Annotated in this window: 25 protein-coding genes; 15 read left to right on the forward strand and 10 right to left on the reverse strand. The window is 66.3% G+C overall.

Annotated elements, in window-relative coordinates; translation table 11 throughout:
• Positions 1-276: 276 nt before the first annotated feature.
• The 3 genes from EYW42_RS02635 to EYW42_RS02645 all read left to right on the forward strand — a co-directional run bounded on the left by EYW42_RS02635 (position 277) and on the right by EYW42_RS02645 (position 3,029).
• Positions 277-1,188 carry a serine/threonine-protein kinase RIO2 gene (locus tag EYW42_RS02635; protein ID WP_135533702.1) on the forward strand — a complete coding sequence of 304 codons (912 nt, stop codon included), beginning with the start codon at positions 277-279 and terminating at the stop codon, positions 1,186-1,188.
• Between the two features lie 262 nt (positions 1,189-1,450).
• Positions 1,451-2,590 (forward strand): multicopper oxidase domain-containing protein, encoded by a 1,140-nt coding sequence (locus tag EYW42_RS02640; protein WP_135533703.1) that lies wholly within the window; start codon positions 1,451-1,453, stop codon positions 2,588-2,590.
• A 181-nt stretch (positions 2,591-2,771) separates the two neighbouring features.
• The gene (locus EYW42_RS02645) at positions 2,772-3,029 is read left to right on the forward strand and encodes a DUF5789 family protein (protein WP_135533704.1); all 258 of its coding nucleotides are present in this window, start codon (positions 2,772-2,774) and stop codon (positions 3,027-3,029) included.
• Positions 3,030-3,101: 72 nt separating this feature from the next.
• Here the strand turns inward: EYW42_RS02645 and EYW42_RS02650 are convergent, their stop codons facing one another.
• Positions 3,102-3,503, reverse strand: a complete 402-nt coding sequence (locus tag EYW42_RS02650) for a DUF7344 domain-containing protein (RefSeq protein WP_202613787.1) — start codon at positions 3,501-3,503, stop codon at positions 3,102-3,104.
• Positions 3,504-3,623: 120 nt separating this feature from the next.
• On the opposite strand from EYW42_RS02650, the gene EYW42_RS02655 reads away from it, so the two are divergent.
• The gene (locus tag EYW42_RS02655; RefSeq protein ID WP_135533705.1) at positions 3,624-3,902 is read left to right on the forward strand and encodes a HalOD1 output domain-containing protein; all 279 of its coding nucleotides are present in this window, start codon (positions 3,624-3,626) and stop codon (positions 3,900-3,902) included.
• Between the two features lie 236 nt (positions 3,903-4,138).
• Positions 4,139-4,729 (forward strand): 50S ribosomal protein L15e, encoded by a 591-nt coding sequence (locus tag EYW42_RS02660; RefSeq protein WP_135533706.1) that lies wholly within the window; start codon positions 4,139-4,141, stop codon positions 4,727-4,729.
• A 295-nt stretch (positions 4,730-5,024) separates the two neighbouring features.
• On the opposite strand, the gene EYW42_RS02665 is transcribed toward EYW42_RS02660, so the two are convergent.
• The 5 genes from EYW42_RS02665 to EYW42_RS02685 all read right to left on the reverse strand — a co-directional run bounded on the left by EYW42_RS02665 (position 5,025) and on the right by EYW42_RS02685 (position 9,452).
• Positions 5,025-5,255: a hypothetical protein gene (locus EYW42_RS02665; protein WP_135533707.1), complete on the reverse strand. Its 231-nt coding sequence runs from the start codon at positions 5,253-5,255 to the stop codon at positions 5,025-5,027.
• A gap of 337 nt (positions 5,256-5,592) precedes the next feature.
• On the reverse strand, positions 5,593-7,170 hold the full coding sequence (locus EYW42_RS02670; protein WP_237561260.1) for an acetolactate synthase large subunit: 1,578 nt from the start codon (positions 7,168-7,170) through the stop codon (positions 5,593-5,595).
• Positions 7,167-8,567 carry an NAD-dependent succinate-semialdehyde dehydrogenase gene (locus EYW42_RS02675; RefSeq protein WP_135534027.1) on the reverse strand — a complete coding sequence of 467 codons (1,401 nt, stop codon included), beginning with the start codon at positions 8,565-8,567 and terminating at the stop codon, positions 7,167-7,169. Before EYW42_RS02675 ends, EYW42_RS02670 begins: the two co-directional genes overlap by 4 nt.
• A 120-nt stretch (positions 8,568-8,687) precedes the next feature.
• A complete protein-coding gene (locus tag EYW42_RS02680) occupies positions 8,688-8,921 on the reverse strand; it encodes a hypothetical protein (protein WP_135533708.1) in 234 nt (77 codons plus the stop codon).
• A gap of 261 nt (positions 8,922-9,182) precedes the next feature.
• Positions 9,183-9,452 carry a glutathione S-transferase N-terminal domain-containing protein gene (locus tag EYW42_RS02685; protein ID WP_135533709.1) on the reverse strand — a complete coding sequence of 90 codons (270 nt, stop codon included), beginning with the start codon at positions 9,450-9,452 and terminating at the stop codon, positions 9,183-9,185.
• Positions 9,453-10,061: 609 nt separating this feature from the next.
• Between EYW42_RS02685 and psmA the strand changes: the two genes are divergently transcribed.
• Both psmA and psmB read left to right on the forward strand, forming a co-directional pair.
• Entirely contained in the window at positions 10,062-10,811 is a 750-nt protein-coding gene (gene psmA / locus EYW42_RS02690) for an archaeal proteasome endopeptidase complex subunit alpha (RefSeq protein ID WP_135533710.1), read from the forward strand.
• A gap of 3 nt (positions 10,812-10,814) precedes the next feature.
• Entirely contained in the window at positions 10,815-11,525 is a 711-nt protein-coding gene (psmB, locus tag EYW42_RS02695) for an archaeal proteasome endopeptidase complex subunit beta (protein ID WP_135533711.1), read from the forward strand.
• A 30-nt stretch (positions 11,526-11,555) separates the two neighbouring features.
• Here the strand turns inward: psmB and EYW42_RS02700 are convergent, their stop codons facing one another.
• Positions 11,556-12,059, reverse strand: a complete 504-nt coding sequence (locus EYW42_RS02700) for a hypothetical protein (RefSeq protein WP_135533712.1) — start codon at positions 12,057-12,059, stop codon at positions 11,556-11,558.
• A gap of 274 nt (positions 12,060-12,333) precedes the next feature.
• On the opposite strand from EYW42_RS02700, the gene EYW42_RS02705 reads away from it, so the two are divergent.
• Positions 12,334-12,549 carry a DUF7535 family protein gene (locus tag EYW42_RS02705; protein ID WP_135533713.1) on the forward strand — a complete coding sequence of 72 codons (216 nt, stop codon included), beginning with the start codon at positions 12,334-12,336 and terminating at the stop codon, positions 12,547-12,549.
• Positions 12,550-12,553: 4 nt separating this feature from the next.
• Here the strand turns inward: EYW42_RS02705 and EYW42_RS20665 are convergent, their stop codons facing one another.
• From EYW42_RS20665 to EYW42_RS02715, 3 genes are all read right to left on the reverse strand, one after another.
• Entirely contained in the window at positions 12,554-12,724 is a 171-nt protein-coding gene (locus EYW42_RS20665; protein WP_449271863.1) for a DUF7577 domain-containing protein, read from the reverse strand.
• Positions 12,725-12,739: 15 nt separating this feature from the next.
• On the reverse strand, positions 12,740-12,946 hold the full coding sequence (locus EYW42_RS02710) for a heavy-metal-associated domain-containing protein (RefSeq protein ID WP_135533714.1): 207 nt from the start codon (positions 12,944-12,946) through the stop codon (positions 12,740-12,742).
• A 181-nt stretch (positions 12,947-13,127) separates the two neighbouring features.
• The gene (locus tag EYW42_RS02715) at positions 13,128-13,763 is read right to left on the reverse strand and encodes a DsbA family oxidoreductase (protein WP_135533715.1); all 636 of its coding nucleotides are present in this window, start codon (positions 13,761-13,763) and stop codon (positions 13,128-13,130) included.
• Between the two features lie 231 nt (positions 13,764-13,994).
• Between EYW42_RS02715 and EYW42_RS02720 the strand changes: the two genes are divergently transcribed.
• The 7 genes from EYW42_RS02720 to EYW42_RS02750 all read left to right on the forward strand — a co-directional run bounded on the left by EYW42_RS02720 (position 13,995) and on the right by EYW42_RS02750 (position 23,316).
• A complete protein-coding gene (locus tag EYW42_RS02720) occupies positions 13,995-16,010 on the forward strand; it encodes a hydantoinase/oxoprolinase family protein (protein ID WP_135533716.1) in 2,016 nt (671 codons plus the stop codon).
• Positions 16,007-17,686, forward strand: a complete 1,680-nt coding sequence (locus EYW42_RS02725) for a hydantoinase B/oxoprolinase family protein (protein WP_135533717.1) — start codon at positions 16,007-16,009, stop codon at positions 17,684-17,686. The genes EYW42_RS02720 and EYW42_RS02725 overlap by 4 nt, the downstream gene beginning before the upstream one ends.
• A gap of 71 nt (positions 17,687-17,757) precedes the next feature.
• A complete protein-coding gene (locus EYW42_RS02730) occupies positions 17,758-18,699 on the forward strand; it encodes an oxidoreductase (RefSeq protein ID WP_135533718.1) in 942 nt (313 codons plus the stop codon).
• 76 nt (positions 18,700-18,775) lie between these two features.
• The gene (locus EYW42_RS02735; RefSeq protein ID WP_135533719.1) at positions 18,776-19,780 is read left to right on the forward strand and encodes a Cdc6/Cdc18 family protein; all 1,005 of its coding nucleotides are present in this window, start codon (positions 18,776-18,778) and stop codon (positions 19,778-19,780) included.
• Positions 19,781-19,972: 192 nt separating this feature from the next.
• Positions 19,973-20,722 (forward strand): hypothetical protein, encoded by a 750-nt coding sequence (locus EYW42_RS02740; protein ID WP_135533720.1) that lies wholly within the window; start codon positions 19,973-19,975, stop codon positions 20,720-20,722.
• On the forward strand, positions 20,723-21,097 hold the full coding sequence (locus tag EYW42_RS02745) for a hypothetical protein (RefSeq protein WP_237561261.1): 375 nt from the start codon (positions 20,723-20,725) through the stop codon (positions 21,095-21,097).
• 2 nt (positions 21,098-21,099) lie between these two features.
• Positions 21,100-23,316, forward strand: coding sequence for a type B DNA-directed DNA polymerase (locus tag EYW42_RS02750; protein ID WP_135533721.1), 2,217 nt, complete (start codon positions 21,100-21,102; stop codon positions 23,314-23,316).
• Positions 23,317-23,321: the final 5 nt, after the last annotated feature.

Here is a 23,321-nt window from a genome sequence, read left to right on the forward strand (position 1 = left end):
GGTGCAGACCCACCGTCACAGGTGTCTCCTCGGAGACGAATGCGACGCAGTGGACCGACGCGTAACTGTAGTGCTGTCGGTCAAACCCTGCTTACTGGAGGCCGGTCGAGTCCGTGCGAGCAAAGCGACAGTTCACCAGCCACGCTGACGGCGGTACTCGGCCGTGATCGAAGCAGGACGAGCCACGCCCCATATATTGTGTATATCGGAATGTAGTTTACACATCCGACGGACAACGCACGGGGCTTAAACCTGCCCGTACGCTACGGATACGGTATGGTCCAGAACGTCGCCGGGATCCTCCCGGAACTCGAACCGGAGGATTTCCACCTTCTCTCGGGCGTCGAGCAGGGAATGCGATTTTCGGAGTGGGTAAAACGCGAGAAGTTGCCCGAGTTCTCGCGGTTGACGAAAGAAAACGTCGACTACCGGATAGACCGGTGTCTCGATTACGACCTCATCGAGCGGAACACGATCCAGTACGAGGGGTATCGCCTGAAGTTCGAAGGGTACGACGCGCTGGCGTTGCACGCGTTCGCCGAGCGAGAGACCATCGAAGGGTTCGGGTCGTCACTCGGCGTCGGGAAGGAAAGTGACGTCTTCGAAGTACAGTCGTACAAGCCCATGGCGCTGAAATTTCACCGAGAGGGCTTTACCAACTTCCGTGAGGTGATGCGGGAACGGGATTACACGACGGACAAAGACCACGTTTCCTGGCTCTACACTGCCCGGAAAGCGGCCGAACGCGAGTACGAGGCGCTGGAAGCCGTGTATCCAGATGTCGCAGTGCCGCAACCGATCGACCAGAACCGTCACGCTATCGTGATGGAGAAGATAGACGGGGTTGAGCTCTCCCGCACGAAACTCAAGGACGAACAGGTCGTCCCAGTCTTGCGGTTGCTCTTGGAAGAGATGAGCGAGGCGTACGCGCACGGGCGCGTACACGCAGACATGAGTGAGTACAACGTGTTCGTCGATGAGAGCGGAGTCACGATCTTCGACTGGCCACAGTCGATACCCACGGACCACGAGAACGCCGAGGAGTTCCTGGAACGGGACGTGGAAAACGTTGTCAGCTACTTCCAGCGGAAATATCCCCAGTTACTTCCGGAGGCTGTCGATAGCGCCGCACTCGCGGATGCTGTGGCGGCTGGCGACGACGGCGGGATCCGAACGACGTTAGAATAAACTTCATTTCGATATAGAAAATAGGTTAGTCCAGTAGTTGAGACTGGGAACGAACACGTGCGGGGTCGGACTGAGGGAGGTTGCGATGCAATCCCAAACTGGGGCGTACCGCCGTCTAACTATCACCTGGCCGTGGCACCGAAGACAGGTCGCACGGGAGGCCGTCCGTGCGACTGGCGTTTGTGGCGACAGCCCCCGTTCTCAGATCCCGGGAATCTGAGACGCTCCTTTTTATGGGGGGTTCGAAGTTGCAGGTGAAGCCATGACCCAAATCGGTGCCCCCGGCGACGGTATCTCTCGACGAGCGTTTCTCGCGGCGACTGGCGCAACCGGCCTCGGTGCGGTTGCCGGATGTACGGCTCCCGCCAGTCAACGTGACGAAGGAAATACGGCAGCGGCGACCGAGTCGCCCAGCGATCTGCCGACGACCTCCCCGCCTCAGGTCGTCGATGTCGACGAACAGGGGGGACAGGTGACGCTCAGTTCACAGCCTGCCCGCCATCTCGCACACCCCGGCGAATCGATGGGCGGCCCCGTCGAACTGCCGCAGGTGTGGGCGTTCCAGGCCGACGACCGGGAACCGAGCGTCCCCGGACCGATCCTGCGAACGACGGAGGGCGAAGACATGGAGGTGACGTTTGACAACACCGATGGAAAGCACCCGCACACGGTGCACTTCCACGGCGTCCGAAAGACCTGGGAGAACGACGGCGTTCCCACAACGACGGGTATCACCATTCCGCCCGGGGAAAAACACACGTACGAGATCCCGGCGAACGTTCCCGGCACGCACCTCTATCACTGCCACTACCAGACCCACCGCCACATCGACATGGGGATGTACGGCGTCTTCCGCGTCGACCCCAAGGGGTACGAACGCGCGGACAAGGAGCATTTCCTGACGTTCAAAGATTGGGACTCACGGCTGAACCGGCGGATGGCCGGCGAAGACGTCGAGTACAGCCCGCGCCAGCGCGACCCCGACGTGTTCACGATCAACGGCAAAGTCGCGCCGCGGACGCTTCACCCGGAAGACGGGTCGCCGATCATCGTCTCCGAGGGAGACACGGTCCGCCTTCACATGGCTAACAACGGGTACATGTCCCACCCGATCCACATTCACAACCACCGCTTCGAGCGCGTGGCGAAAGACGGCGGGACGATCCCCGAAGCGGCCAGACACGAAATGGACATCACGAACATAGCGCCCGCCGAGCGACACACGATTGAGTTCGAGGCGGACGCCGACCCCGGCATCTACCTCATGCACTGCCACAAGGTCAGCCACGCGATGAACGGCGAGGTGTACCCCGGCGGTATGGTCGGCGGCGTCGTCTACGAGTCCGCGATGGACACCGACATCTTCGCGGATCTCATGGAGTACGCGGGCTACGAGGGGTAGTGCGGTATCGGCGTTCCGGCCGACGAGAGTGATCCCGAACGCCCGCGTATCGTCGGACGCGTAAGGTACGGAGACTTTTGCACGTCATCACGCACCTGTCGTACGCAGTCGTGTGATCTGGTATGTAAACAGTCGCAAACGCGACTATACATCTAAGCGTCTGGCGCGCGTTTCCGAACGTATGGGACGCACTGTCAAACTCAACGATATCGACTCCGTGGTTTCGGCCCTCGACTATCCAGTCTCTCGTGAGACGGCGGTTGAGGAGTACGCGGACGTGACCCTCAGTCTCGCCGACGGCGAAGAGAACATGGGCGACATCATCTCACAGTCAAGCGACGACACGTTCGACAGCGCCGACGACCTAGAGAACGAACTGATGAACCTCCTCCCGCGTCACGCCGTGGGGGAACCGTATCAGTCTGAGGGTGACGGCTGACGGCGGCAGTGTCGGCGTAACAGTTGGATGCTCGCCGGTCGCGTGCCGTCCGACGAGGATGTGCCTCGTCTGTCAGTGGCTGCCGTACCAGTCGGGTAGTTCCTGCATCGCGGCGTGTTCGGCATACTCCTCTATCGACGGCTGGCCCCAGAACCGAACGGTGTCGGACCGGCTGTCGAAGTCGACGACGCCCGCGTCGTCGAGTTTCGGGAGGTGAATCTGATACAGGTCGGCGGCAATCCGGTCGATCCGCTCCGCGGACGGGTCAGTGTCAGCCTCCAACGATGCGATGTGTTCTACCAAGGAATCGCAGTCGACGGTGTCGTCGTCCGTGTCGACGAGATAGTAAATGACGTAGCGGCGACGTCGGGCCGACAGAAGGTCGAAGACGGTGTCGAGAGACGGAGCGGACGACAGATTACGACTACCGGGTCCGGTGTTCCCGTCGCGATCGTCCCTGTTACCGTCGCTCATTCTCGTGGGTGGACATGAATCTCGTAGTACAAAAAACGCCTTCTTTGTCTGAATGAAATCGCGTCATGGTCAGATAAATCGGCCACTGACTTTAAGCAATGGTGCGGTGCAGGTAGGGTAATGAGTAACAGCGAGGTCGAGTTATCGACCACTTGGGAACCGAGCACGCAAGTGATCGAATCCATCGCGGCGGCCGAAGGTGTCGACCCGATCGATCTCGACCCACCGCTACACACCGCTATCGACCTCGACGCACTCGACGCGCTGTTTTCGCCGACGAGCGGGGTTCCGCGCCCGGAAGGTCGAGTCGAATTCGAGTACGCGGAGTACGAAGTCGTCGTGTCGAGCGACGGTTCCGTCACCGTGGATCCGCGGGACACGACAGCCTCGGAACAATAACTCGATCGGTCGAGTCGAACGACCCGGTGCAGTCGCTTTCGCGCGATAACGGCGACAGAGCGCCTCTGATAGCAGAGCGTCGCCCACCGGGCGGCCGAGCGTTTCGAAGCCCTTAAACTCGGAAGTCGAGAAGAAGCAGTAACTCGCTGGACGACGGGCGCCAGCGGGCACCTGTACACTCAGGACGGAATGTGGCCGGTCAACCGGCTGAACCACAAACGCCCGTGGTGATATAGATGGCACGAAGCTTCTACTCCCACATCAAGGAAGCGTGGAAAGACCCCGGCGACGGCGACCTCGCCGAACTACAGTGGCAACGAAAGCAGGAATGGCGCGACCAGGGCGCGATCGAACGCGTCGACCGTCCAACCCGCCTCGACAAGGCCCGCGAACTGGGCTACAAGGCGAAACAGGGCGTCGTGGTCGCTCGCGTGAGCGTCCGTAAGGGCTCGGCCCGCAAGGAGCGGTTCCGCGCCGGTCGACGCTCGAAGCGCCAGGGTGTCAACGCGATCACCCGACGGAAGAACCTCCAGCGGATCGCCGAGGAGCGTTCCAGCCGGAAATACCGCAACCTGCGCGTCCTCAACTCCTACTGGGTCGGAGAGGACGGCAGTCAGAAGTGGTTCGAAGTAATCATGCTCGACCCCGAGCATCCGGCCATCCAGAACGACGACGATCTCAACTGGATCTGCGACGACACGCACAAGAACCGCGCGTTCCGCGGCCTCACGAGCGCCGGCACCAAAAACCGCGGGCTCTCGGAGAAGGGCAAGGGCTCGGAGCACACTCGCCCGAGCAACAGCAGCGACCAGGGACGCGGGAAGTAAACGCGGCCGGCTGATTTCTCCCGTTTTTCGCGGCGACGAGCGTCCGCTTTAGTGAATGTACTTACGGCAGGTCCTCCGTCTCCCGTCGCTCGACGAACTGGCTCACGGTCCCGCAAAACAAAGCGGCGGTTGGAAGACGGCTAGACTCGCCGATACAGAGATCAGCCACCGACGACTATGCGCCGAAATCCGGTCTCCCGTCGGAACGCGTCGTCAGTTCCCTTCGTCGGGCGATCCGAGCGAGAGACAGGGGTGACCGACCTGTGCGCGGGATGCGAGAGTGGACCATCAGAAGTCAGTCGGACGAGGAGAAGCTACGAAAGACGACCGTCACGGTTGCGTACGTGACGCCGAACGCGATCCCCTGCAGCGTCGCACTGATGAGATCGTCTCCCAGCGCGTACGCTGTCACGGTCACGGTGATGAGCGGGACGAGGACCAGGAGGGCGACCTCGACAAACGGATGCACCGCGAGCAGGTCGTTCCAGCGGTCAACAAGACGCCGAACGCGTGCGAACCTACCCATGATAGATCAGTACTCCGAAGCTCCGGAGCGTCGGTTGCTCTTCGGGATTCGAGGGCGACTGCGTCGGGGTCCAACCGCAGAAGGGCGGAGCGTCGAACGTGCGTTCGGTTCGGAAGAGTACAGACATTGCTTATATAATTTTACTACTGGGTCGGCTTAACTGTCGGTGGATGTCGTCCCGTTTCGGGACCACGTTTATCCCCCACGTCGCCGTAGTCGAACGTATGTCTGGCGCTGACAGGTTCTTTATGGTGGTAACGCTGCTGATCTTCGCGCTAATCGTCGTCGGGTTCGCCATGGCCGCCCTCGGAATGTAAGCGGGGCGAGACCAACTCGATTATCCAAGCGGCACTTCCACGAGCGACAGTTCGTCGGCCCCGATAACGTCGTTCAGGGTCGCCTCGATCTCCCCCCAGTCGTCGGCGCGGTACGCCTCGATCCCGAAGCTCTCGGCGAAGTCCACGAGGTCGGGGTTTGAAATCCTCGTGCCGAAGTGTTCGTCCCGGTGTTCCTCCTGATGCTCGGATATCATGCCGTAGTCGTCGTCGCGGAAGACGACGATGGTGTACGAGCAGTCGAGGCGGTTCGCGGTCTCTATCTCGGCGGCGTTCATCAGGAACCCGCCGTCGCCGGTCGCGACGACGACATCATCGTCGAGCGCCAGGTCGGCCGCGATCCCGCCGGGGACGGCGATCCCCATGCTGGCCAGGCCGTTCGAGATGATGCAGGTGTTGGGTTCGTACACCGGGAAGTGCTTCGCGATGGCCATCTTGTGGCTGCCCACGTCCGATATCAGCACGTCCTCGTCGTTCATCGCGTCGCGGAGGACGGGCAGGACGCGGCGCACCGAGACGGGGTCGCCGGCGTCGGGCCACTCGCTAACGTCGCCGGCGATGCGCTCGCGAAGGTCGTGCCACCAGGTCGAACACTCCGTGGAGAGACGGTCGGTCAGTTCCTCCAGCGTCCGGGACACGTCAGCGACGACTTCCACGTCCGGGTTGTAATGGCGGTACACCTCGGCCGGTTCGTGGTCGACGTGGACTACCGTCTTGTCGGGGACGGGGTTCCACTTCTCGGGGTCGTGTTCGGCGATGTCGTAGCCGACGGCGACGACGCAGTCCGCACGTTCGATGGCCGTCGTCGCCTCGGCCGACGGACCGGAGTCGAGCGTCAGCAACGAGTGTTCGTCCGCGTCGGAAACGGCCCCTTTCCCCATGAACGTCGAGACGACAGGGACGTTAGTCGTCTCGACGAACGCCCGCAGTTGCTCTGCGGCGCGGGTCCGCACCGCGCCGTTGCCCGCGAGGACGAGCGGATGCGCCGACGCCGATATCAGGTCCGCGGCCTCGTCCAGCGATGACCGGTCGGGGTCGGGACGACGGACCCGTTCGCGCGACGCGAGCGGCGTCGATTCGACCGCCTCCGCGGCCACGTCCTCCGGTACTTCGAGGTGTGTCGCGCCGGGTTTCTCGAACTCGGCGAGTTTGAACGCCTTGCGGACCGACTCCGGGACGGTTTCGGGGGCGCTGACCTGCGTGTTCCACTTGACGACCGGTTCGAACGTATCGACGATGTCTAACGCCTGATGGCTTTCCTTGTGCAGACGCTCTAACCCGCCCTGACCGGTGATGGCGACGAGCGGGCTCTTGTCGAGGTGGGCGTCCGCGACGCCGGTGATCAGGTTCGTCGCGCCCGGTCCGAGCGTCGCCAGGCAGACGCCGGCATCGCCGGTGACGCGCCCGTGAACGTCGGCCATGAACGCCGCCCCCTGCTCGTGGCGGACCGGGAAGAAGTCGACGTTGGAGTCCCGCAAAGCGAAGAGTATGTCCTCTAGTTCCTCGCCGGGAATGCCGAAGACGTAGTCGACGCCCTCCTCCTCCAGACACTCCACGAGGAGGTCGGCGGCTTGTATCATTCGACGAGATCACTCTCCTTGCTCGGGCCATGTGAGACCCACACCGTCTTCTCGTTGACGAACTCGCGGATCCCCTGTTTCGCCAGTTCTCGGCCGTACCCCGAGTCCTTGACGCCGCCGAACGGCAGGCGTGGGTCGGACTGAACGAGTTCGTTGACGAACGCGAGGCCGGACTCGAACTGCCGGGCGACGTGCTCGCCGCGCTCTAAGTCCTCGGTCCAGACGCTCGCGCCCAGCCCGTAGTTGCTGTCGTTCGCCTTCTCGATGGCCGTCTCCTCGTCCGGGACGGAGAACACGGGCGCGACGGGCCCGAACAGCTCCTCGCTTTCGGCTGGGGACCCCTCGGGCACGTCGGTGAGCACCGTCGGCGGGTAGAAGTAGCCGTCGCGGTCCATCGGCTCGCCCCCCATCCGGACCTCCGCGCCCTGTTCGACGGTCGTTTCGACCTGCTCGTGCAGGTCCTCCATGAGGCCCTCGCGGGCCTGTGGGCCGACGTCAGTGTCGTCGTCGGTCGGGTCGCCCGTCCGCAGGCTCTCCATCTCGTTCAGGAACCCGTCGAGGAACTCGTCGTACACGTCCTCGTGGACGATGAAGCGCTTCGCGGCGATACAGGACTGTCCGGAGTTGATGATCCGGGCCCTCGCACCGACCTCGCAGGCCCGCTCTATCGGCGCGTCGTCGAGGACGACGAACGGGTCGCTCCCGCCGAGTTCGAGCACGTGGTGCTTGAGGTTCTTTCCGGCGGTCTCGCCGACGTTCCGGCCGGCACCTTCACTCCCCGTGAGCGTGACTGCGCGCACCCGGTCGTCGCTGATCACGTCGCCGATAGCGTCCGAGCCGACCATGAGCGTCGTAAAGACGCCCTCGGGATAGCCGGCCTCCTCGAACACGCCCTCGATGGCTTTCGCACAGCCGGGCACGTTCGAGGCGTGCTTGAGCAGGCCGACGTTGCCCGCGGTCAACGTCGGCGCGGCGAAGCGAAACACCTGCCAGAAGGGGAAGTTCCACGGCATGATGGCGAGAACGGGGCCGATCGGTTGGCGGGCGACGAACGTGTCCGCGCCCGTCTCACCGCCCACGCGCTCGTCCTGCAGGAACTCCCCCGCGCGCTCGGCGTAGTAGTCACAGACCCACGCGCACTTCTCGACCTCCGACCGGCCCTGCTCGATGGGTTTCCCCATCTCGCGGGTCATCAGTTCGGCGTACTCCTCGCTGTTGTCACGCAACACCTCGCCGGCGCGTTCGAGCAACGCTTCGCGTTCGGTTATCGTGTGCTCGCGCCACTCCTCGAACGTCTCGTTGGCGCGGTCGAGTAGGTCGTCGATGTCTCCCTCGCCGTGTGTCTCGTACGATTCCAGAGCCTCCTCGGTCGCCGGATTGACACTGTCCATTGGTATCCCCCACACCCCGGTTATGGCTCCGGGTTGCTGGTAAACGAACTACGGCAGAGACCGGCTTATCTGTGGGGGCACACTCCGGACCGTACAACCGGCGTTCGGCAGTGCCGACGGACGAAATCAGGCGGAACCGGTGTTTTCGGGTGGGTTCCGGAAGAGTCCGTCGAACATCGCACCGACGCCGACTACCGAGGCGGCGATCAGCGTGGTACGTGACGGAAGCGAGAAGAGATAGCCTATCAGCAGTGCGAATATGAACGCCGCCGGGATGACGGCCAGAACGAGGTCGTAGCGCGATACTCCGAGTGACCGACCTGTGGCCGTAGAGCGGCCATCGTTGACACTATCTGTCATACTGTCACCACCCTCAGTGATCACTACAACGGATCCCCACTAAAATCTTATCCCAGTGAAGTTCAGACAACACATTTTGAAGCAGTCTGTGATCAGTTCCGTGAATTCTCCTATTTACTTTGTTGCATACCCATAACTTATGGCACCGTGAACGGACTGACGCTTTGCGGGATGCAATAAAAGAGTCACTTTCCGCTCGCTCGCCGAGAACCGTCTCCGGACGCCGTTATATCGTTATCGTCACCGGCTGACGTTCGACCGTCACCGCGCGTCGCTGTATCGCTCCGCGAGGTAGTCCCGAATGTCGTCGCTCTCGGCGATGACTTCACCGTACCGGTGGTCGACAAGTAGCGGTATCTGGTCTTTGCCGCCGACGGCTTGCAGTTGCTCGTACGTCTGGTCGTTGAGAACCTCCGGGTCCTCGCCGGGCCGGCGCGGGTTATGCGCGACGTAGGACAGGCCCAGATCGGTGAGTTTCTCCCGGACGTCTTCGCTGTGCGGACAGCCTTCTGCCTGGTACAGTTCGAGCACGACGGAGTAAACGACGCGACGAACCAAAAGCGTCGGTACGAACGCCGCGGTAAGTGCCGGAGAAGCCGGACGGGAGGCACGTTCCACAGCCCGTACGACCCCCGCCGATTCACGGACCGCCCTCGCGCGCAGTCCGGTACTCGGTCTTCGTACTCCGCGCTCACAGCGGAGCGACGGGCTGCTGCGGTCCTCCGACGGGCTATCCCCTCGGTCTGGTATTGCGGGTTTCGCCCTTTCCTCTACCCGCCCAACACGGCCGGATATAGGTCGTCCGGTCGGCCTGCATCCGGCACGTTATTTGTTATCGCACTGCACGAAAAAGCCTTCCGCAACGTCACCGCCGTACGACAGGTTCGTCTCAGAGATGGACGTATCAGCGGGGACCACTCGTCACCCCCTAGGAACGGATCCAGCACCCGAACGTATCGGTGACCCTTGCAGGCAGTGACGGTCTTTTGTCCTTGCAGATCCAAGTGACTCACGTCGACGCACCGACGGAAGAGTTAGTCCGAAGCCGACTAACTTCCGGGCGGAGATAGCCATCACACACAAAAGGTACTTGAATGGCCCCGCCTTAACCCGAGGTGAAAGATACATCGGACTTCTACCATGCAAGGACAATCTCAACAGCAGGCGTACGACCGTGGGATCACCATCTTCTCCCCGGATGGTCGTCTCTATCAGGTCGAGTACGCCCGCGAAGCGGTCAAGCGCGGCACGGCGAGTATCGGCATTCGAACGGCAGAGGGCGTCGTCCTCGTCGTCAACAAGAAGCTCCGTTCGCGGCTGATGGAGCCGAACAGCATCGAGAAGCTACACAAGGCAGACGACCACGTCGGCATCGCGAGCGCCGGCCACGTCGCCGACGCCCGACAGCTGATCGACTTCGCACGCCAGCAGGCCCAAGTCAATCAGTTGCGATACGGCGAACCGATCGGCGTCGAGACGCTGACGAAAAACGTCACCGACCACATCCAGCAGTACACCCAGACGGGCGGGGCCCGCCCGTTCGGCGTGGCACTGCTCATCGGCGGGATCCAGAACGGCGAACCGCGCCTGTTCGAGACGGACCCGAGCGGGACGCCGAACGAGTGGAAAGCGCTCGCCGTCGGCCGCGACCGGGGCGAGATCCAGGAGTATCTCGAGGAGAACTACGAAGAGAGCGCCGACCTCGACGCCGGTATCGACCTCGCGCTCGAAGCGCTCGCGTCCGTCTCGGACGACGACTTCGAGGCCAGCGGCGTCGGTGTCGCCACGGTCGACGTCGAAACCGAACAGTACAGCGAACTCGACGACGAGCGCGTGCAGGCGCACCTCGACGAACTCGACCTGCTCGACGAGGAGGACGAGGAGGAGTAAATCATGCACGACAACTTCAACAACACTATCGACAGCGGACTTGCGAACCCGGCCGAACCCGAGGTGGGGGAGATGCCGACGAACGACCACAGTCTGGACGACCTGGAGAACGTGAACAAGACGGGGACGACGACGGTGGGGCTGGCGACGGCGGAGGGCGTCATCATCGCGACGGACATGCGCGCGAGCCTCGGCGGTCGGTTCGTTTCGAACAAGAACGTTCAGAAGGTCGAGCAGATCCACGACACGGCGGCGCTGACGCTGGTCGGCTCCGTCGGCGGTGCGCAGTCGTTCATCAGTAGCCTCCGCGCCGAGGCGAACCTCTACGAGGCTCGCCGCGGCGAGCCCATGAGCATCAACGCGCTGGCGACGCTCGCGGGGAACTTCGCCCGCGGCGGTCCGTTCTTCGCCATCCACCCGATCCTCGGCGGCGTCGACGAGGAAGGCCACCACGTCTACTCGATCGACCCCGCCGGCGGCGTCGTCGCCGACGACTACACCGTCACCGGCTCCGGCATGCAGATCGCCTACGGCGTCCTCGAACAGGAGTACGAAGAGGGCCTCTCCAACGAGGAAGGCAAAGCCATCGCCGCTCGCAGCGTCAAAAGCGCCGTCGAGCGCGACACTGGCTCCGGCAACGGCGTCTTCCTCGCCGAGATCACCACCGACGGCGTCGACATCCGTGGTCACAAGGACTTCGACGACGTCATCTGACGACGTTCGGCACCTGTACCCCGCAGCGGCCTATTCGAGGTCGCTCGGGTCGACGTTCTCGCGTTCTCCACAGTAGTGGGCGAACGCACGTAACTCGTCCTCGGAGAGTTCGTTGTACGCGCCGCGCTCTATTTTCTCGATCACTTCGTCGACCGGAGCGTCGGTTCGTTCCACGTCGAACGTCGCGCTGACGGTACACTGCCCGTCCGCCTGCTTGCGTTCGGCGCGGTAAATCGACTCCAGAAACGTCGCCTTCCGCGAGCGGTCGCCGTCGCCGAGGCCGAGATAGAAGAAAGCGAGCGCGTCGACCAGCGCCTCGTCGAGCGCGTCGTCCGCAAACACCCCCTCGCGGTCGCGCGGTTCCGCGTGTTCGAACAGGAGCGCGAGGTCGCAGATAGCGTTTCGCAAGCGCCGGCGGATGCGGTACCGGGCGTCGTAGGCGGACTGTTCGCTTCGGAGCGTCGTCTCGCCGCGGAGAAACGCCCTGTCGGCCGGAGTGAGTACGCCGCGGTCGCGGTTCTGGTTGTCTTTCATCGTCTGTATCGGACTAACCGTACGGAACGACGCATCTATTTCCGCAAAAACCTTGGGACGAGGTCGGCGACGGAGTTGCCCGTGACGCGACTGCGGGACGGTCCCGCCCTCGTAGCCTCCGCGCCGCGGAGCACGTTCGATGTCGGACCGACTCCCAGCGGACCGCTCCGTTCCGGCGACGGGCCACACGTGACGGTCGTTTTACCGAACGGCCCGAGCGGCGGCGTTCGGGCGGATCAACAGTTAATAGCGGGTAGTTCGTACGTTTACACGTATGCCCAGAAGCGTGACCGAACCCTCCGACTACGAACCGAGCGAGGAGATGAGCGTGATCGGGTATCTGCTGGCCGCGATGACGGCGATCCTGTTGCTCCCCCTGTTGCCGTTCCTTGCCGTGTTGTGGGTGTTCGACCGCCTGTTCGGCGGAAACCGCGTCGAACGGACCGTCAAGCGGGTCGAGTACCGCACCGAGTCGTCCGGCAACGAATAGCCGCTTAGAACGTCTCTCGGCCCCGCGGTGCGTCGGTTCTCGTTCCGTACGGCGACGCGCGGGGAAGTTCGCCGACGCACTGCCGACAGAAGCGGTACCCCGTGTCGTTCTCCGTTCCACACGGGGCAGATACTGCCCGGCGAGCGACGGTCAGCGAGGTCGGAGGAGAAAACACAGAGACAGCAGCCGATCAGACAGCGACGTCATAGCCCGCCTGCTCAACGGCAGCGTAGAGGTCGTCGTCTTCGACGTCCTCTTCGGCGACGATCTCGACGGTGTTCCCGTCGTGGTCGGCCTCGACACGCGTCACACCGTCTATGTTGTCGAGGGCGCTTTCGACGTTCTGCTCGCACCCGGTACAGGACATTCCGGTGACGGAGAGCGTTTCGCGCTTCATATCAGTCGCTTTCTGCTCCACGTCAAAGACCGTTACGACGCGGTGCAAAGTGGAACGGACTCCGCACGCCCGCGAAGTCAGAAACGACGATGGTCTTTGCGGAGATCCACGGGGCAGGGCGAAAAAAGAGAGCGCTTACCAAGCGACTGAGGAAGTAAGAGTCGAAAGAGCCTTGGTCCGATTACGCGCCCTCGACGAGGCGGCGCAACTGCTCCGGCGGCACGGCACCGCGAGCGGCGTGACCCTCGAAGACGAACGTCGGGACGCCGGTGACGCCCTGCTCGTGGGCGGCGTCGAACGCCTCCCCGACCTCGCTCCGGAGCGTGTCGTCGTCGAGCGCCGACCGGACTTCGTCGGGGTCGACGCCGGCCTCGCCGGCGAGGTCGGTGAGTACGTCCTCGTCGCCGATGTCCCGGCCGTCCTTCCAGAGGGCGTCGTACACCGCTTCGTCGAACTCGGCCCACGTCTCGTACGGGTAGTGCCCTTTCATGTAGTAGGAGGCGACCTGCGCGTCCAGCGAGTCGACGTCTGTGACGAGTTCCTGCACCATCTCCACGTCGTACTCCTCCTGCAGGCGCTCGACGTTCTCGCGGGCCTGTGAGTAGTAGTCGTCGTCCTTGCCGTCGTCGACCTCGTGGTCGATCTCGCCGTTCTCGTCGCGCTTTTGCGCACGCAGGTCGAACGGGTGCCAGTCGACCGTCAGTTCCTCGTCGCGAGAGTCCTGATACTGTCGCAGCGATTCGCGCCCGAGATAACAGAACGGGCACACGTAGTCGGCGAACACCGTGATGGCTGCCGCTTCCTGCTGTTTGCTCATGCACCCGGATAGGCGATTCGGACACAAAAGGAAGCCGTTCGGGTGCGTCGCCAGCGCACAGCCACGAGCCGTAGGTTATACCTGGCCAGTCGCCGACGAGCGAACCATGTTCATCGAGTGCAGGTGGCACGCCCGCGGCGGTAGGTGCCGTGGGCCGGAGGACACAAGGTCCGCACGACAGCGGTGCGGTCCGCGGCGACGCGCGAACGCGACGGAGCGCCGGGAGGGCCGATGACGGACCGACCCAGACTCGGAGCGGATGTGGGCGGGACGTTCACCGATGTCGTCCTCGCAACCGGGGACGACCTCGTCACGGCGAAGGTTCCAAGCACCGCCGATCAGAGCGTCGGCGTCATGAATGGCGTCCGGACGGCCTGCGACGAGGCGGGGGTCGATCCCGCGACGATCGGCGAGTTCACCCACGCGATGACCGTCTCGGTCAACGCCCTGCTGGAGGAGACGGGCGCGAAGACGGCGCTCGTCACGACCGAAGGGTTCCGGGACGTGTTAGAGATCGGTCGGCAGGACCGGCCGGACCTCTACGACCTCGATGCGGGGCGGCCAGAGCCGCTGGTGCCGCGCCGCCGCCGCTTCGAACTGCCGGAGCGGGCGACCCCGGACGGCGTCGAGGAACCGGTCGACGAGGCGGCGCTCCGCGAGGTCGCGGCGCGGATCCGCGACGTGGACGCCGAGAGCGTCGGGGTGTGTCTGCTCCACGCGTACGCCGACGCCGAGAACGAGCGGCGCGTCGCGGAGGTCCTCGACGAGGAACTCGACGTGCCCGTCTCGGCCTCTCACGAGGTCCTCGCGGAGTTCCGCGAGTACGAGCGGGCGTCGACGACCGTCGTCGACGCCTACGTCACGCCGACGATCGACAGCTACCTCGGCCGGCTCACGAGCGAGGCCGTCGACGCGGGGCTGCCCGAACCGCTCGTCATGCAGGCCAACGGCGGGATCGCCGACGCGGCGACGGTCAGGGCAAACGCCGTGACGACGACGATGTCCGGCCCCGCGGCGGGCGTCGTCGGCGCGAACGCCGCCGCGGGCGAACTGGTCGCCGAGCGAGGCCTCCGGGGCCTCGTCACCTTCGATATGGGCGGCACGTCCAGCGACGTGAGCCTCGTCCGCGACGGCGAGGCCGAGCGAACAACTGACGCCGAGATCAACGGCCGACCCGTCCGCACGCCGATGGTCGACGTGACGACCGTCGGTTCGGGCGGCGGTTCCGTCGCGTGGGTCGACGAGGGCGGCGCGCTCCGCGTTGGCCCCCGCTCGGCCGGCGCGGAGCCGGGTCCCGCCTGCTACGGCAAGGGCGGAACGGAGCCGACCGTCACCGACGCCGACCTCGTCCTCGGCTACGTCGGCGAGAGCACGGAGCTCGGCGGCGATCTCTCGCTCGACGCAGAGGCCGCACACGACGCGCTCGCCGCCCTCGCGGACGAGGCGGGCCTCGACGGCCCGGTCGAGACCGCACGCGGCGTCTACCGCGTCGCCAACGCGAACATGGCGCGGGCCATCCGCTCGGCGACGGTCGAGCGCGGCCACGACCCGCGGCGATTCGGCCTCGTCGCGTTCGGCGGCGCGGGGCCGATGCACGCCGGCGCGCTCGCCGCCGACCTCGGCGTCGGGACGGTCGTCGTCCCGCCGGCAGGGGGCGTTCTATCGGCCTACGGCCTCCTCGCAGCCGACGAGAAGCACGACGCGGTCCGGACCCACCGCGTCGCGCTCGACGAGACCGACCCCGACCGAGTCGACGACCTGTACGACGACCTCGAACGCGAGGTGCTCGCCGACGCCCGAGACCCGGCGTCGAGCGTCGTTCGCCGGCACGCCGACCTGCGCTACGCCGGCCAGAGCTTCGAACTCACCGTGGACGTGGAGGGGTCGTTCGACCCGGCCCGCGCCGCAGAGCGCTTCCACGACTCCCATGAGTCGACGTACGGCTACCGGATGGACGAGCCAGTCGACCTCGTGAACCTGCGCGCGACGGCGACGGCCGCCCGGAGCAGTCCCGCCACCGAACGCGAGGCGGCGGGCGAGGCCCTGACCGACCGCCGCGAGGCGCGTTTCGGCGACGGGTCGGCGTACGAGACGCCGGTGTACGACCACGCCGCGCTGCCGACCGGCCGGACGGTCGGCGGCCCCGCAGTGATCGAACAGGCGGAGAGCACCGTGGTCGTTCCGCCGGCGTGGGACGCGGAGGTGCGCGCGGACGGCTCGCTCGTTCTCACGGAGGGAGACGCATGACGGGAGATAACGGCGATAGTAGCGCGACGGAGGACGATGGGACGGAGCGGGTCGACCCCGTCACGCTGGAGATCCTTCGCAACCAACTGGAGGGCGTCGCCGAGGAGATGGGCCAGGTGCTGATCCGTGGCGCGTACTCGCCGAACATCAAGGAGCGGCAGGACTGCTCGACGGCGCTGTTCGACGCGGACGGTCGAATGGTCGCGCAGGCCGAACACATCCCGGTCCACCTCGGCGCGATGCCCGAGGCCGTCGACGCCGTCGCCGAGAAAGACCCGCAACCCGGCGAGGTGTACGCCCTGAACGACCCGTTCGCGGGCGGCACCCACCTGCCCGACGTGACGCTCGTCTCGCCGCTCGCGCCCGGCGGCGAGGGGAGCGGAGTGAACGATGGCGGAGACAGCGAGGGCGGCGAGGTGGTCGGCTACGCCGTCTCGCGCGCCCACCACGCCGACGTGGGCGGGTCGACGCCCGGCAGCATGCCCGCCGGCGCGCGGGAGATCTACGAGGAGGGGGTCCGCCTGCCGGGCGTCCGCCTCGTCCGCGACGGGGAGATAGACGACGACGTGATGGATCTGTTCCTCGCGAACGTCCGGACGCCGGACGAGCGCCGGGCCGACCTCCGGGCGCAACTGGCCGCCCACGACCGGGCCGAGGAGCGTCTGGGCGACCTGCTCGACGAGCACGGCGAGACGCTGTTCGCGGCGTTCGACGGCGTGATCGACTACTCCCGCGACCGGGTCGAGGCGGAACTCGCGGAGATCCCCGACGGCACCTACGAGGCCCGCGACGCGATGGAGGGCGACGGCGTCACTGACGACGACGTGCCGATCGAGGTTGCCGTCACCGTCGACGGCTCCCGCTTGCGGGTCGACTTCACGGGGACGGCCGAGCAGGTGACCGGCAACATCAACGCCCCCCTCGCGGTCGCGAAAAGCGCCGTCTACTTCGTCGTGCGCTGTCTCACCGACCCCGATATTCCCCCGAATCATGGGTGTTACGACCCCGTGACGGTCGATGCGCCCGAGGGGTCGCTCCTGAACCCCCGACCGCCGGCCGCCGTCGTCGGGGGCAACGTCGAGACGAGCCAGCGGGTCACAGACGTGGTGTTCGCAGCCCTCGCGCAGGCCGTCCCGGAGCGCGCCCCGGCGCAGGGCCAGGGGACGATGAACAACCTGATCGTCGGCTCCCGCAAGGGCGACTTCGCGTACTACGAGACCATCGGCGGCGGCGCGGGCGCGACCAGCGCCGGCGACGGGACCGACGGCGTGCAGGTCGGCATGACGAACACGCTGAACACCCCCGTCGAGGTGCTGGAGGCGGAGTACCCGCTGCGCGTCGAGCGCTACGCTTTCCGCCCGGGCACCGGCGGCGACGGCGAGCACCGCGGCGGTCTCGGCCTCGAACGGTCGCTCACCGTCGAGCGCGACGCGACGGTGTCGCTGCTCACCGAGCGCCGGCGAACCCTCCCCCGCGGCGTCGCCGGCGGCGAGGACGGCGCGACCGGCGAGAACCTCGTCGGCGGCGAGCGCGTGCCCGCGAAGGCGACCGTCGACGTGCCCGCGGGGACGACCGTCACCGTCCGGACGCCCGGCGGCGGGGGTCACGGCGACCCCGCCGACCGGGACTCGGACGCGCGAGAGCGCGACCGGCGGGACGGGAAAACGGAGGAGTAGCCGCGGGCGACGGTCCCGGCGACTTCCGCGGGTGACGCCAGATAGATTTCGCGCCGGTCCCTAGCGAGCGTATGAGTGAATGGGACGTCTCGTCGATGCCAGACCTGTCCGGGAAAACGGTCGTCGTCACCGGCGCGAACAGCGGGATCGGACTGGAAGCGACGCGGGCGTTCGCGCGGAAGGGGGCACACGTCGTGATGGCGTGTCGCGACGTCGGCCGCGGCGAGTCGGCGAAGGCGACCGTCCGCGAGGACGCCCCGGCCGCGTCGCTGACGGTGCGTGAACTCGATCTCGCGGACCTCGACTCGGTGCGGACGTTCGCCGAGGCGGTCGCGGACGAGGAGCGGGCGCTGCACGTGCTCTGTAACAACGCCGGCGTGATGGCGATCCCCCGCCGGGAGACGGCAGACGGCTTCGATCGACAGTTCGGCGTCAACCACCTCGGACACTTCGCGCTGACGGGCCTGCTCCTCCCCACCCTTCGCGAGACGCCCGGGGAGACGCGGGTCGTCACCCAGAGCAGCGGCGTCCACGAGCGCGGCCGGATCGACTTCGACGACCTCCACGGCGAGTCGTCGTACGACGAGTGGGACGCCTACGCACAGAGCAAGCTCGCGAACGTGCTGTTCGCCTACGAACTCGATCGCCGGCTCGACGCGACGGGGGCGGACGTCCGCAGCGTCGCTTGCCACCCGGGGTGGGCCGCCACGAACCTCCAGCAGCGCGGCCCGGAGATGGCAGGGTCGCGGCTCCGCCTGTGGCTGATGGAGGTCGCCAACCGGGTCTTCGCCCAGTCGGCGGCCGACGGCGCGCTCCCGCTGCTGTACGCCGCCACCGCGCCGGCCGTCGAGGGCGGCGACTACGTCGGCCCGGGCGGCCTGCTGAACATGCGCGGACTCCCTGAGAAGCAGCGCTCCAACGACCGGTCGTACGACGGGTCGGTCGGCCGCCGCCTGTGGGCGGTCTCCGAGGCGGAGACGGGCGTCGCGTATTCCCTCCCTGACCCGGCGTGAGGCGGGTCTCGGTCTGCCGCACGCCGCGAGCGGACGCCCGGCGACTTTATGTCGGTCGAGGAAGCACTGTCCGACGATGATCCGCGACGCTCGGGTTCTCCGGACGGACTTCGTCCCGCGGGAGGTCGAGCACCGCGACCACGAGGTGAACTACCTCTCGGAAGTACTCCGGCCGCTGACCGACGGCGACCCGGCCGACACGGTGCTGGTGACGGGGCCGACGGGGACGGGCAAGACCTGCGTGACGCAGTTCGTCGGGGACCGCCTGCGAGAGGAGACGTTAGACGTCGAGTTCCAGTACGTCAACTGCTGGCGGCACTACACGTTCTTCCGCTGCGCCTACGCCGTCCTCGACGGGATGAACGAGACGATGGACGTCCACCGTCAGTCGACGCCGGGGGACGAACTCCTCGCTCGGCTGGAGGCGTACGACGGGCCGCCGCGAATGCTCGTCCTCGACGAGGTCGACCAGCTAGAGGACCCGAGCCTGCTGTACGACCTCCACGAACTGCCGCAGTTCGCGCCCGTGCTCATCGCCAACCGCGAGGCCGAACTGTTCGGCCAGATCGATGACAGGCTGACGAGTCGTCTCCGCGGGAGCGAGCGGATCCGCTTCGAGAAGTACGGGCTCGACCAGTTAGTCGCCATCCTCGACGCTCGCGCCCGTCGCGGACTGGCGGCGGACGCCGTCGGCACGGCGGAACTCGAACGGATCGCCGACGCGGCGGCGGGCGACGCCCGCGTCGGGATCAGCGTCCTCCGGAGCGCCGCCCGGAAAGCCGACCGCGACGGCGACGAGCGGATCACCGCCGCGACCGTCGAGGCGGCGATCCCCGACGCCAGGGAGGAAGTCCACCAGCGGAACCTGGAGAACCTCACCCGGCACCAGAAGATACTGTACGACATCGTCGAGGATGCCGGGGAGATCGAACCGAACGCGGTGTACGAACGCTACCGCGAACGAGTCGCGGACCCGAAGAGCGACCGGACGGTGCGGAACTACCTGCAGAAGATGGCACGCTACGACCTGATCGAGATCGAGGGAACGAGCCGCGCCCGCGTGTATCGGAGCCTGAACTGACGCGGGGCGAATCGCACTGTTCGCGGCGAGACCGAATCGACCGTGACGGCGGCTTCTGGAACTTCTGGAAACGGCCGCTTTCGACGTTCGATCCCGTCCACGTACGGTTGTTACGGGAACTCTCCGACGACTTCTGGAACTTCTGGAAACGCCACGCCTCGGCTTATGCGGCGAGCCGCGGAACGTACCGGTATGGTTCGAACGCCACCACCAGACGGTAGCACACTCACGGCGGCGCGGGGCGGTCGCCTCGACGTGCCGGAACTGCCGACGCTCGACCCGGGGATCACGCTTCTCTCGACCGAGGAGGGGGCGACCGGTCCCCTGCAGGCGCTGGTCCTCGACCACCTTCTCCTGCAGGGCGGCGAGGCGCTGTGGGTCGACAGCCACGGCCACGCACAGTCGCAACTGCTCGGTCGCCTCGCGCCGAGTCGGCGCGTCCTCGACCGCGTCCGGGTCGCAAGGGGGTTCACGCCGACCCAGCACGCGACACTGGTCGAGCGACTGCCGGAGCGGGTGACGCCGAACACGTCGCTGGTCGTCCTGCCGGCGATAGACGGTCAGTACCGCGGCGACGAACTGCCCCGTGAGAACGGCAGGGAACTGTTCCTGCGGAGTCTCGCGACCGTCGGCCGCCTCGCCCGCGAGCGCGACCTGCCGGTTCTCGTCACCCGGCGGCGGGACGACGAGTTCGGCGCGCCCGCTGCGGCCGCCGCCGACGCGACCGTGGCCTGCGATCGGACCGAGTTCGGCCCGCGGTTCCGGACCGAGGGGTTCGAGACGCTCGTCTACCCGGGCGAATCGGACGGCACCGTCCAGACGACGCTCGCGTACTGGACGCGGATCCTCGAAGCGCGAGATCCGATACACGGCGCGACGGCGACTCCGGACGAGGACCGCGAACCGAGCGTCTCGTCCGCCGGCGCGGAGGGGGTGCGGTAGATGGGCCGAACCAATCCGACCTATCGGGACCTGCTCCGGCGCACCGCCGAGCGGTGGGAGACGTACCGCCGCGGCCTCCGCCACGACGAACAGCGCCGCTTCGACCGGTTGTGGGCACACGCCGACCGCCACGCCGACGCAAGCGGTCTGTTGAACCACCCCGATCCCATCGTCCCGGCGCTGTTTTCCGTCGCGCTGGAACACGAGCGCAGACTGGACGAACTGGCCGAGCGCCTGGACGACCTCGCGGACGGCGACGGGAGCGCCGAGGGCGCAAACGGGACCGGTGAGGGCACGATTGGGACCGGTGAGACCGCAAACGGGAAGACGGAAAGCGCAAACGGGAACGGCGAGAACGCCGGCGCGACGCGGTAGAAATGTTCACGGTCGATTTCCGTGACGACGCCGTCTACGCGTGGTCGCGGACGGGCAACGGCGTCGAGTGCGAGCACGACCCGGACTACACGCCGACGGTCTACCTCGAAGCGAACGACTGGGCGACGGTCGCCGAGAACCGCGAACACGTCGACGCCCATCCGAACGTCGCCGCGACCGCCCGCGAGGAGTGGCGGCCGGGGTTCCGAGAGGACCCGACGGACGTGCTCCGGGTCGACGTGACCGGCGTCGACACCGTGCGGTCGGTCGCGCGCCAACTGCGAAGTTGGGAGCGATCCGGGACGTTCCGGCTGTTCAACGTCGACTTCACGCCGGCGTTTCGGTACTGCCTCGAAACCGACGCGGACCCGACGCCGGACGGGTCGCTCCGGACACTCGCCATCGACGCCCCGGCGACGGAACTCGCCGGCGACGACCCGGAGATAACGGAGTGTACGGTGCGGAGCGGGGAAGGGGCAAACGGGGGCGGGTCGCGCGGCGCGGAGACGGTCGCGGGCAACCCCGAAACCGTCGTCGAACGGGTGGGCGAACGAGTCGAGAGCGCCGACCCGGACGTGCTCGTCCTGAGCACCGCGCGGCTGATACCGGTCCTGTTCGAGACGGCCCGCGAGCGGGGAGTCGATTTCCAGTTAGGGCGGCGTCCAGGCTACCGGAAGCGAGCGGGGGCGTCGACGTACGAGAGCTACGGGCGGGTCGGCCACTCGCCGGCGCGGTACGGCATCCCCGGGCGAGCGGTTATCGACCGCGAGAACACGTTCTTCTATCGCGAGACGAACCTGGCGGGCTGTCTCGACCTGGTCTCGCGGTCCGGCAAGCCGCTCCAGGAACTCGCGTGGGCGTCCATCGGGAACGTCCTCACGGCGATCCAGGTCCGCGAGGCGCTCGACCGGAACGTCCTCGTCCCCTGGCGGTCCTGGCGCGCGGAGTTCTTCAAGACGATGGGGCAGTTACAGGACGCGGACCGCGGCGGCTACACCTTCTCGCCGCGCGTCGGGGTCCACGAGGACGTCCACGAACTCGACTTCGCCTCGCTGTACCCCAACATCATCGTCACGCGCAACGTCAGCCCGGAGACGGTCCGCTGTGACTGCCACCCCGACCGCGAGGACGTACCGGGGCTCGGCTACGCCGTCTGCGACGAGCAGGGGTATCTGCCAGAGATGCTGTCGTCGCTCGTCGACGCCCGCGACGGGATCAAGCGGGAGCGCCGGTCGACGGACGACCCGGAGCGCCGGGAGACGTTAGCGGGTCGGTCGGCCGCACTGAAGTGGATCCTCGTCGCCTGCTTCGGCTATCAGGGCTTCAGCAACGCGAAGTTCGGCCGGATCGAATGCCACGAGGCGATCAACGCGTTCGCCCGGGAGATACTGCTCGACGCGAAGGCGGCGCTCGAAGCCGGCGGCTGGGAGGTAGTTCACGGTATCGTCGACAGCGTCTGGGTGACGCCGCGCGAGGGCGCAAAGCGGCGGCCGCTGGACGCGCTGGCCGCCGAGATCACCGACGACGTCGGCGTCCGCCTGGAGTACGAGTCGGCGTACGACTGGGTGGCGTTCGTCCCGCGGCGGGACTCGAACGCTGGAGCGCTCACGAAGTACTTCGGGAAGCGGGCGAGCGAGGGCGGCACGGAAGGCGGTGCGGAGGCGAGGGATGACGGGGGGAACGGCGGCGAGGATGCGTTCAAGTACCGCGGGGTCGAGTGTCGCCAGCGGTCGACGCCGGAGTGGGTCGCCGACGTTCAGCGCGACCTGATCGCGGCACTGGACCGGTATCGCGAGCCGGAACCGGTTTGTGGCGTCCTCGCGCAGTACCTCCAGCGACTCGACGCGGAACGGGTCGAACCAACGGACCTTGCTGTCTCGAACCGCGTCTCGAAGGAATCGGGGGAGTACGCTCATTACACGCACTCGACGGCGGCGGTAGAGCGCGCGGACGACGCCGGACTCGACGTCGAACCCGGCCAGTCCGTCGACTACGTCGTAGTGGACAACGAGAGAGACACCAGAGAACGGGTCGCGCTCGCGGCGGAGGAACCGGAGGGCTACGACGCCGACTACTACCGCGACCGGACGCTCCGGGCGGCCGAGAGCGTCCTCTCGCCGCTGGGGTGGCGGCGGGGCGATATCGAGGCGTATCTCGCGGACCGCGAGGACGCGGTGGTCACGGCGTACGGCGGCGCGGCGGACGGCGATGGCCCGTAGCGCGA

Source organism: Halostella pelagica, from assembly GCF_004762015.1.
GTDB classification, from domain to species: domain Archaea; phylum Halobacteriota; class Halobacteria; order Halobacteriales; family Natronoarchaeaceae; genus Halostella; species Halostella pelagica.

What these genes read in the sequence shown, in the direction of transcription:
- EYW42_RS02635 (WP_135533702.1), top strand. Translation starts at nt 277, where the DNA reads ATGGTCCAGAACGTCGCCGGGATCCTCCCGGAACTCGAACCGGAGGAT.
- EYW42_RS02640 (WP_135533703.1), top strand. Translation starts at nt 1,451, where the DNA reads ATGACCCAAATCGGTGCCCCCGGCGACGGTATCTCTCGACGAGCGTTT.
- EYW42_RS02645 (WP_135533704.1), top strand. Translation starts at nt 2,772, where the DNA reads ATGGGACGCACTGTCAAACTCAACGATATCGACTCCGTGGTTTCGGCC.
- EYW42_RS02650 (WP_202613787.1), bottom strand. Translation starts at nt 3,503, where the DNA reads ATGAGCGACGGTAACAGGGACGATCGCGACGGGAACACCGGACCCGGT.
- EYW42_RS02655 (WP_135533705.1), top strand. Translation starts at nt 3,624, where the DNA reads ATGAGTAACAGCGAGGTCGAGTTATCGACCACTTGGGAACCGAGCACG.
- EYW42_RS02660 (WP_135533706.1), top strand. Translation starts at nt 4,139, where the DNA reads ATGGCACGAAGCTTCTACTCCCACATCAAGGAAGCGTGGAAAGACCCC.
- EYW42_RS02665 (WP_135533707.1), bottom strand. Translation starts at nt 5,255, where the DNA reads ATGGGTAGGTTCGCACGCGTTCGGCGTCTTGTTGACCGCTGGAACGAC.
- EYW42_RS02670 (WP_237561260.1), bottom strand. Translation starts at nt 7,170, where the DNA reads ATGATACAAGCCGCCGACCTCCTCGTGGAGTGTCTGGAGGAGGAGGGC.
- EYW42_RS02680 (WP_135533708.1), bottom strand. Translation starts at nt 8,921, where the DNA reads ATGACAGATAGTGTCAACGATGGCCGCTCTACGGCCACAGGTCGGTCA.
- psmA (WP_135533710.1), top strand. Translation starts at nt 10,062, where the DNA reads ATGCAAGGACAATCTCAACAGCAGGCGTACGACCGTGGGATCACCATC.
- psmB (WP_135533711.1), top strand. Translation starts at nt 10,815, where the DNA reads ATGCACGACAACTTCAACAACACTATCGACAGCGGACTTGCGAACCCG.
- EYW42_RS02700 (WP_135533712.1), bottom strand. Translation starts at nt 12,059, where the DNA reads ATGAAAGACAACCAGAACCGCGACCGCGGCGTACTCACTCCGGCCGAC.
- EYW42_RS02705 (WP_135533713.1), top strand. Translation starts at nt 12,334, where the DNA reads ATGCCCAGAAGCGTGACCGAACCCTCCGACTACGAACCGAGCGAGGAG.
- EYW42_RS02710 (WP_135533714.1), bottom strand. Translation starts at nt 12,946, where the DNA reads ATGAAGCGCGAAACGCTCTCCGTCACCGGAATGTCCTGTACCGGGTGC.
- EYW42_RS02715 (WP_135533715.1), bottom strand. Translation starts at nt 13,763, where the DNA reads ATGAGCAAACAGCAGGAAGCGGCAGCCATCACGGTGTTCGCCGACTAC.
- EYW42_RS02720 (WP_135533716.1), top strand. Translation starts at nt 13,995, where the DNA reads ATGACGGACCGACCCAGACTCGGAGCGGATGTGGGCGGGACGTTCACC.
- EYW42_RS02725 (WP_135533717.1), top strand. Translation starts at nt 16,007, where the DNA reads ATGACGGGAGATAACGGCGATAGTAGCGCGACGGAGGACGATGGGACG.
- EYW42_RS02730 (WP_135533718.1), top strand. Translation starts at nt 17,758, where the DNA reads ATGAGTGAATGGGACGTCTCGTCGATGCCAGACCTGTCCGGGAAAACG.
- EYW42_RS02735 (WP_135533719.1), top strand. Translation starts at nt 18,776, where the DNA reads ATGATCCGCGACGCTCGGGTTCTCCGGACGGACTTCGTCCCGCGGGAG.
- EYW42_RS02740 (WP_135533720.1), top strand. Translation starts at nt 19,973, where the DNA reads ATGGTTCGAACGCCACCACCAGACGGTAGCACACTCACGGCGGCGCGG.
- EYW42_RS02745 (WP_237561261.1), top strand. Translation starts at nt 20,723, where the DNA reads ATGGGCCGAACCAATCCGACCTATCGGGACCTGCTCCGGCGCACCGCC.
- EYW42_RS02750 (WP_135533721.1), top strand. Translation starts at nt 21,100, where the DNA reads ATGTTCACGGTCGATTTCCGTGACGACGCCGTCTACGCGTGGTCGCGG.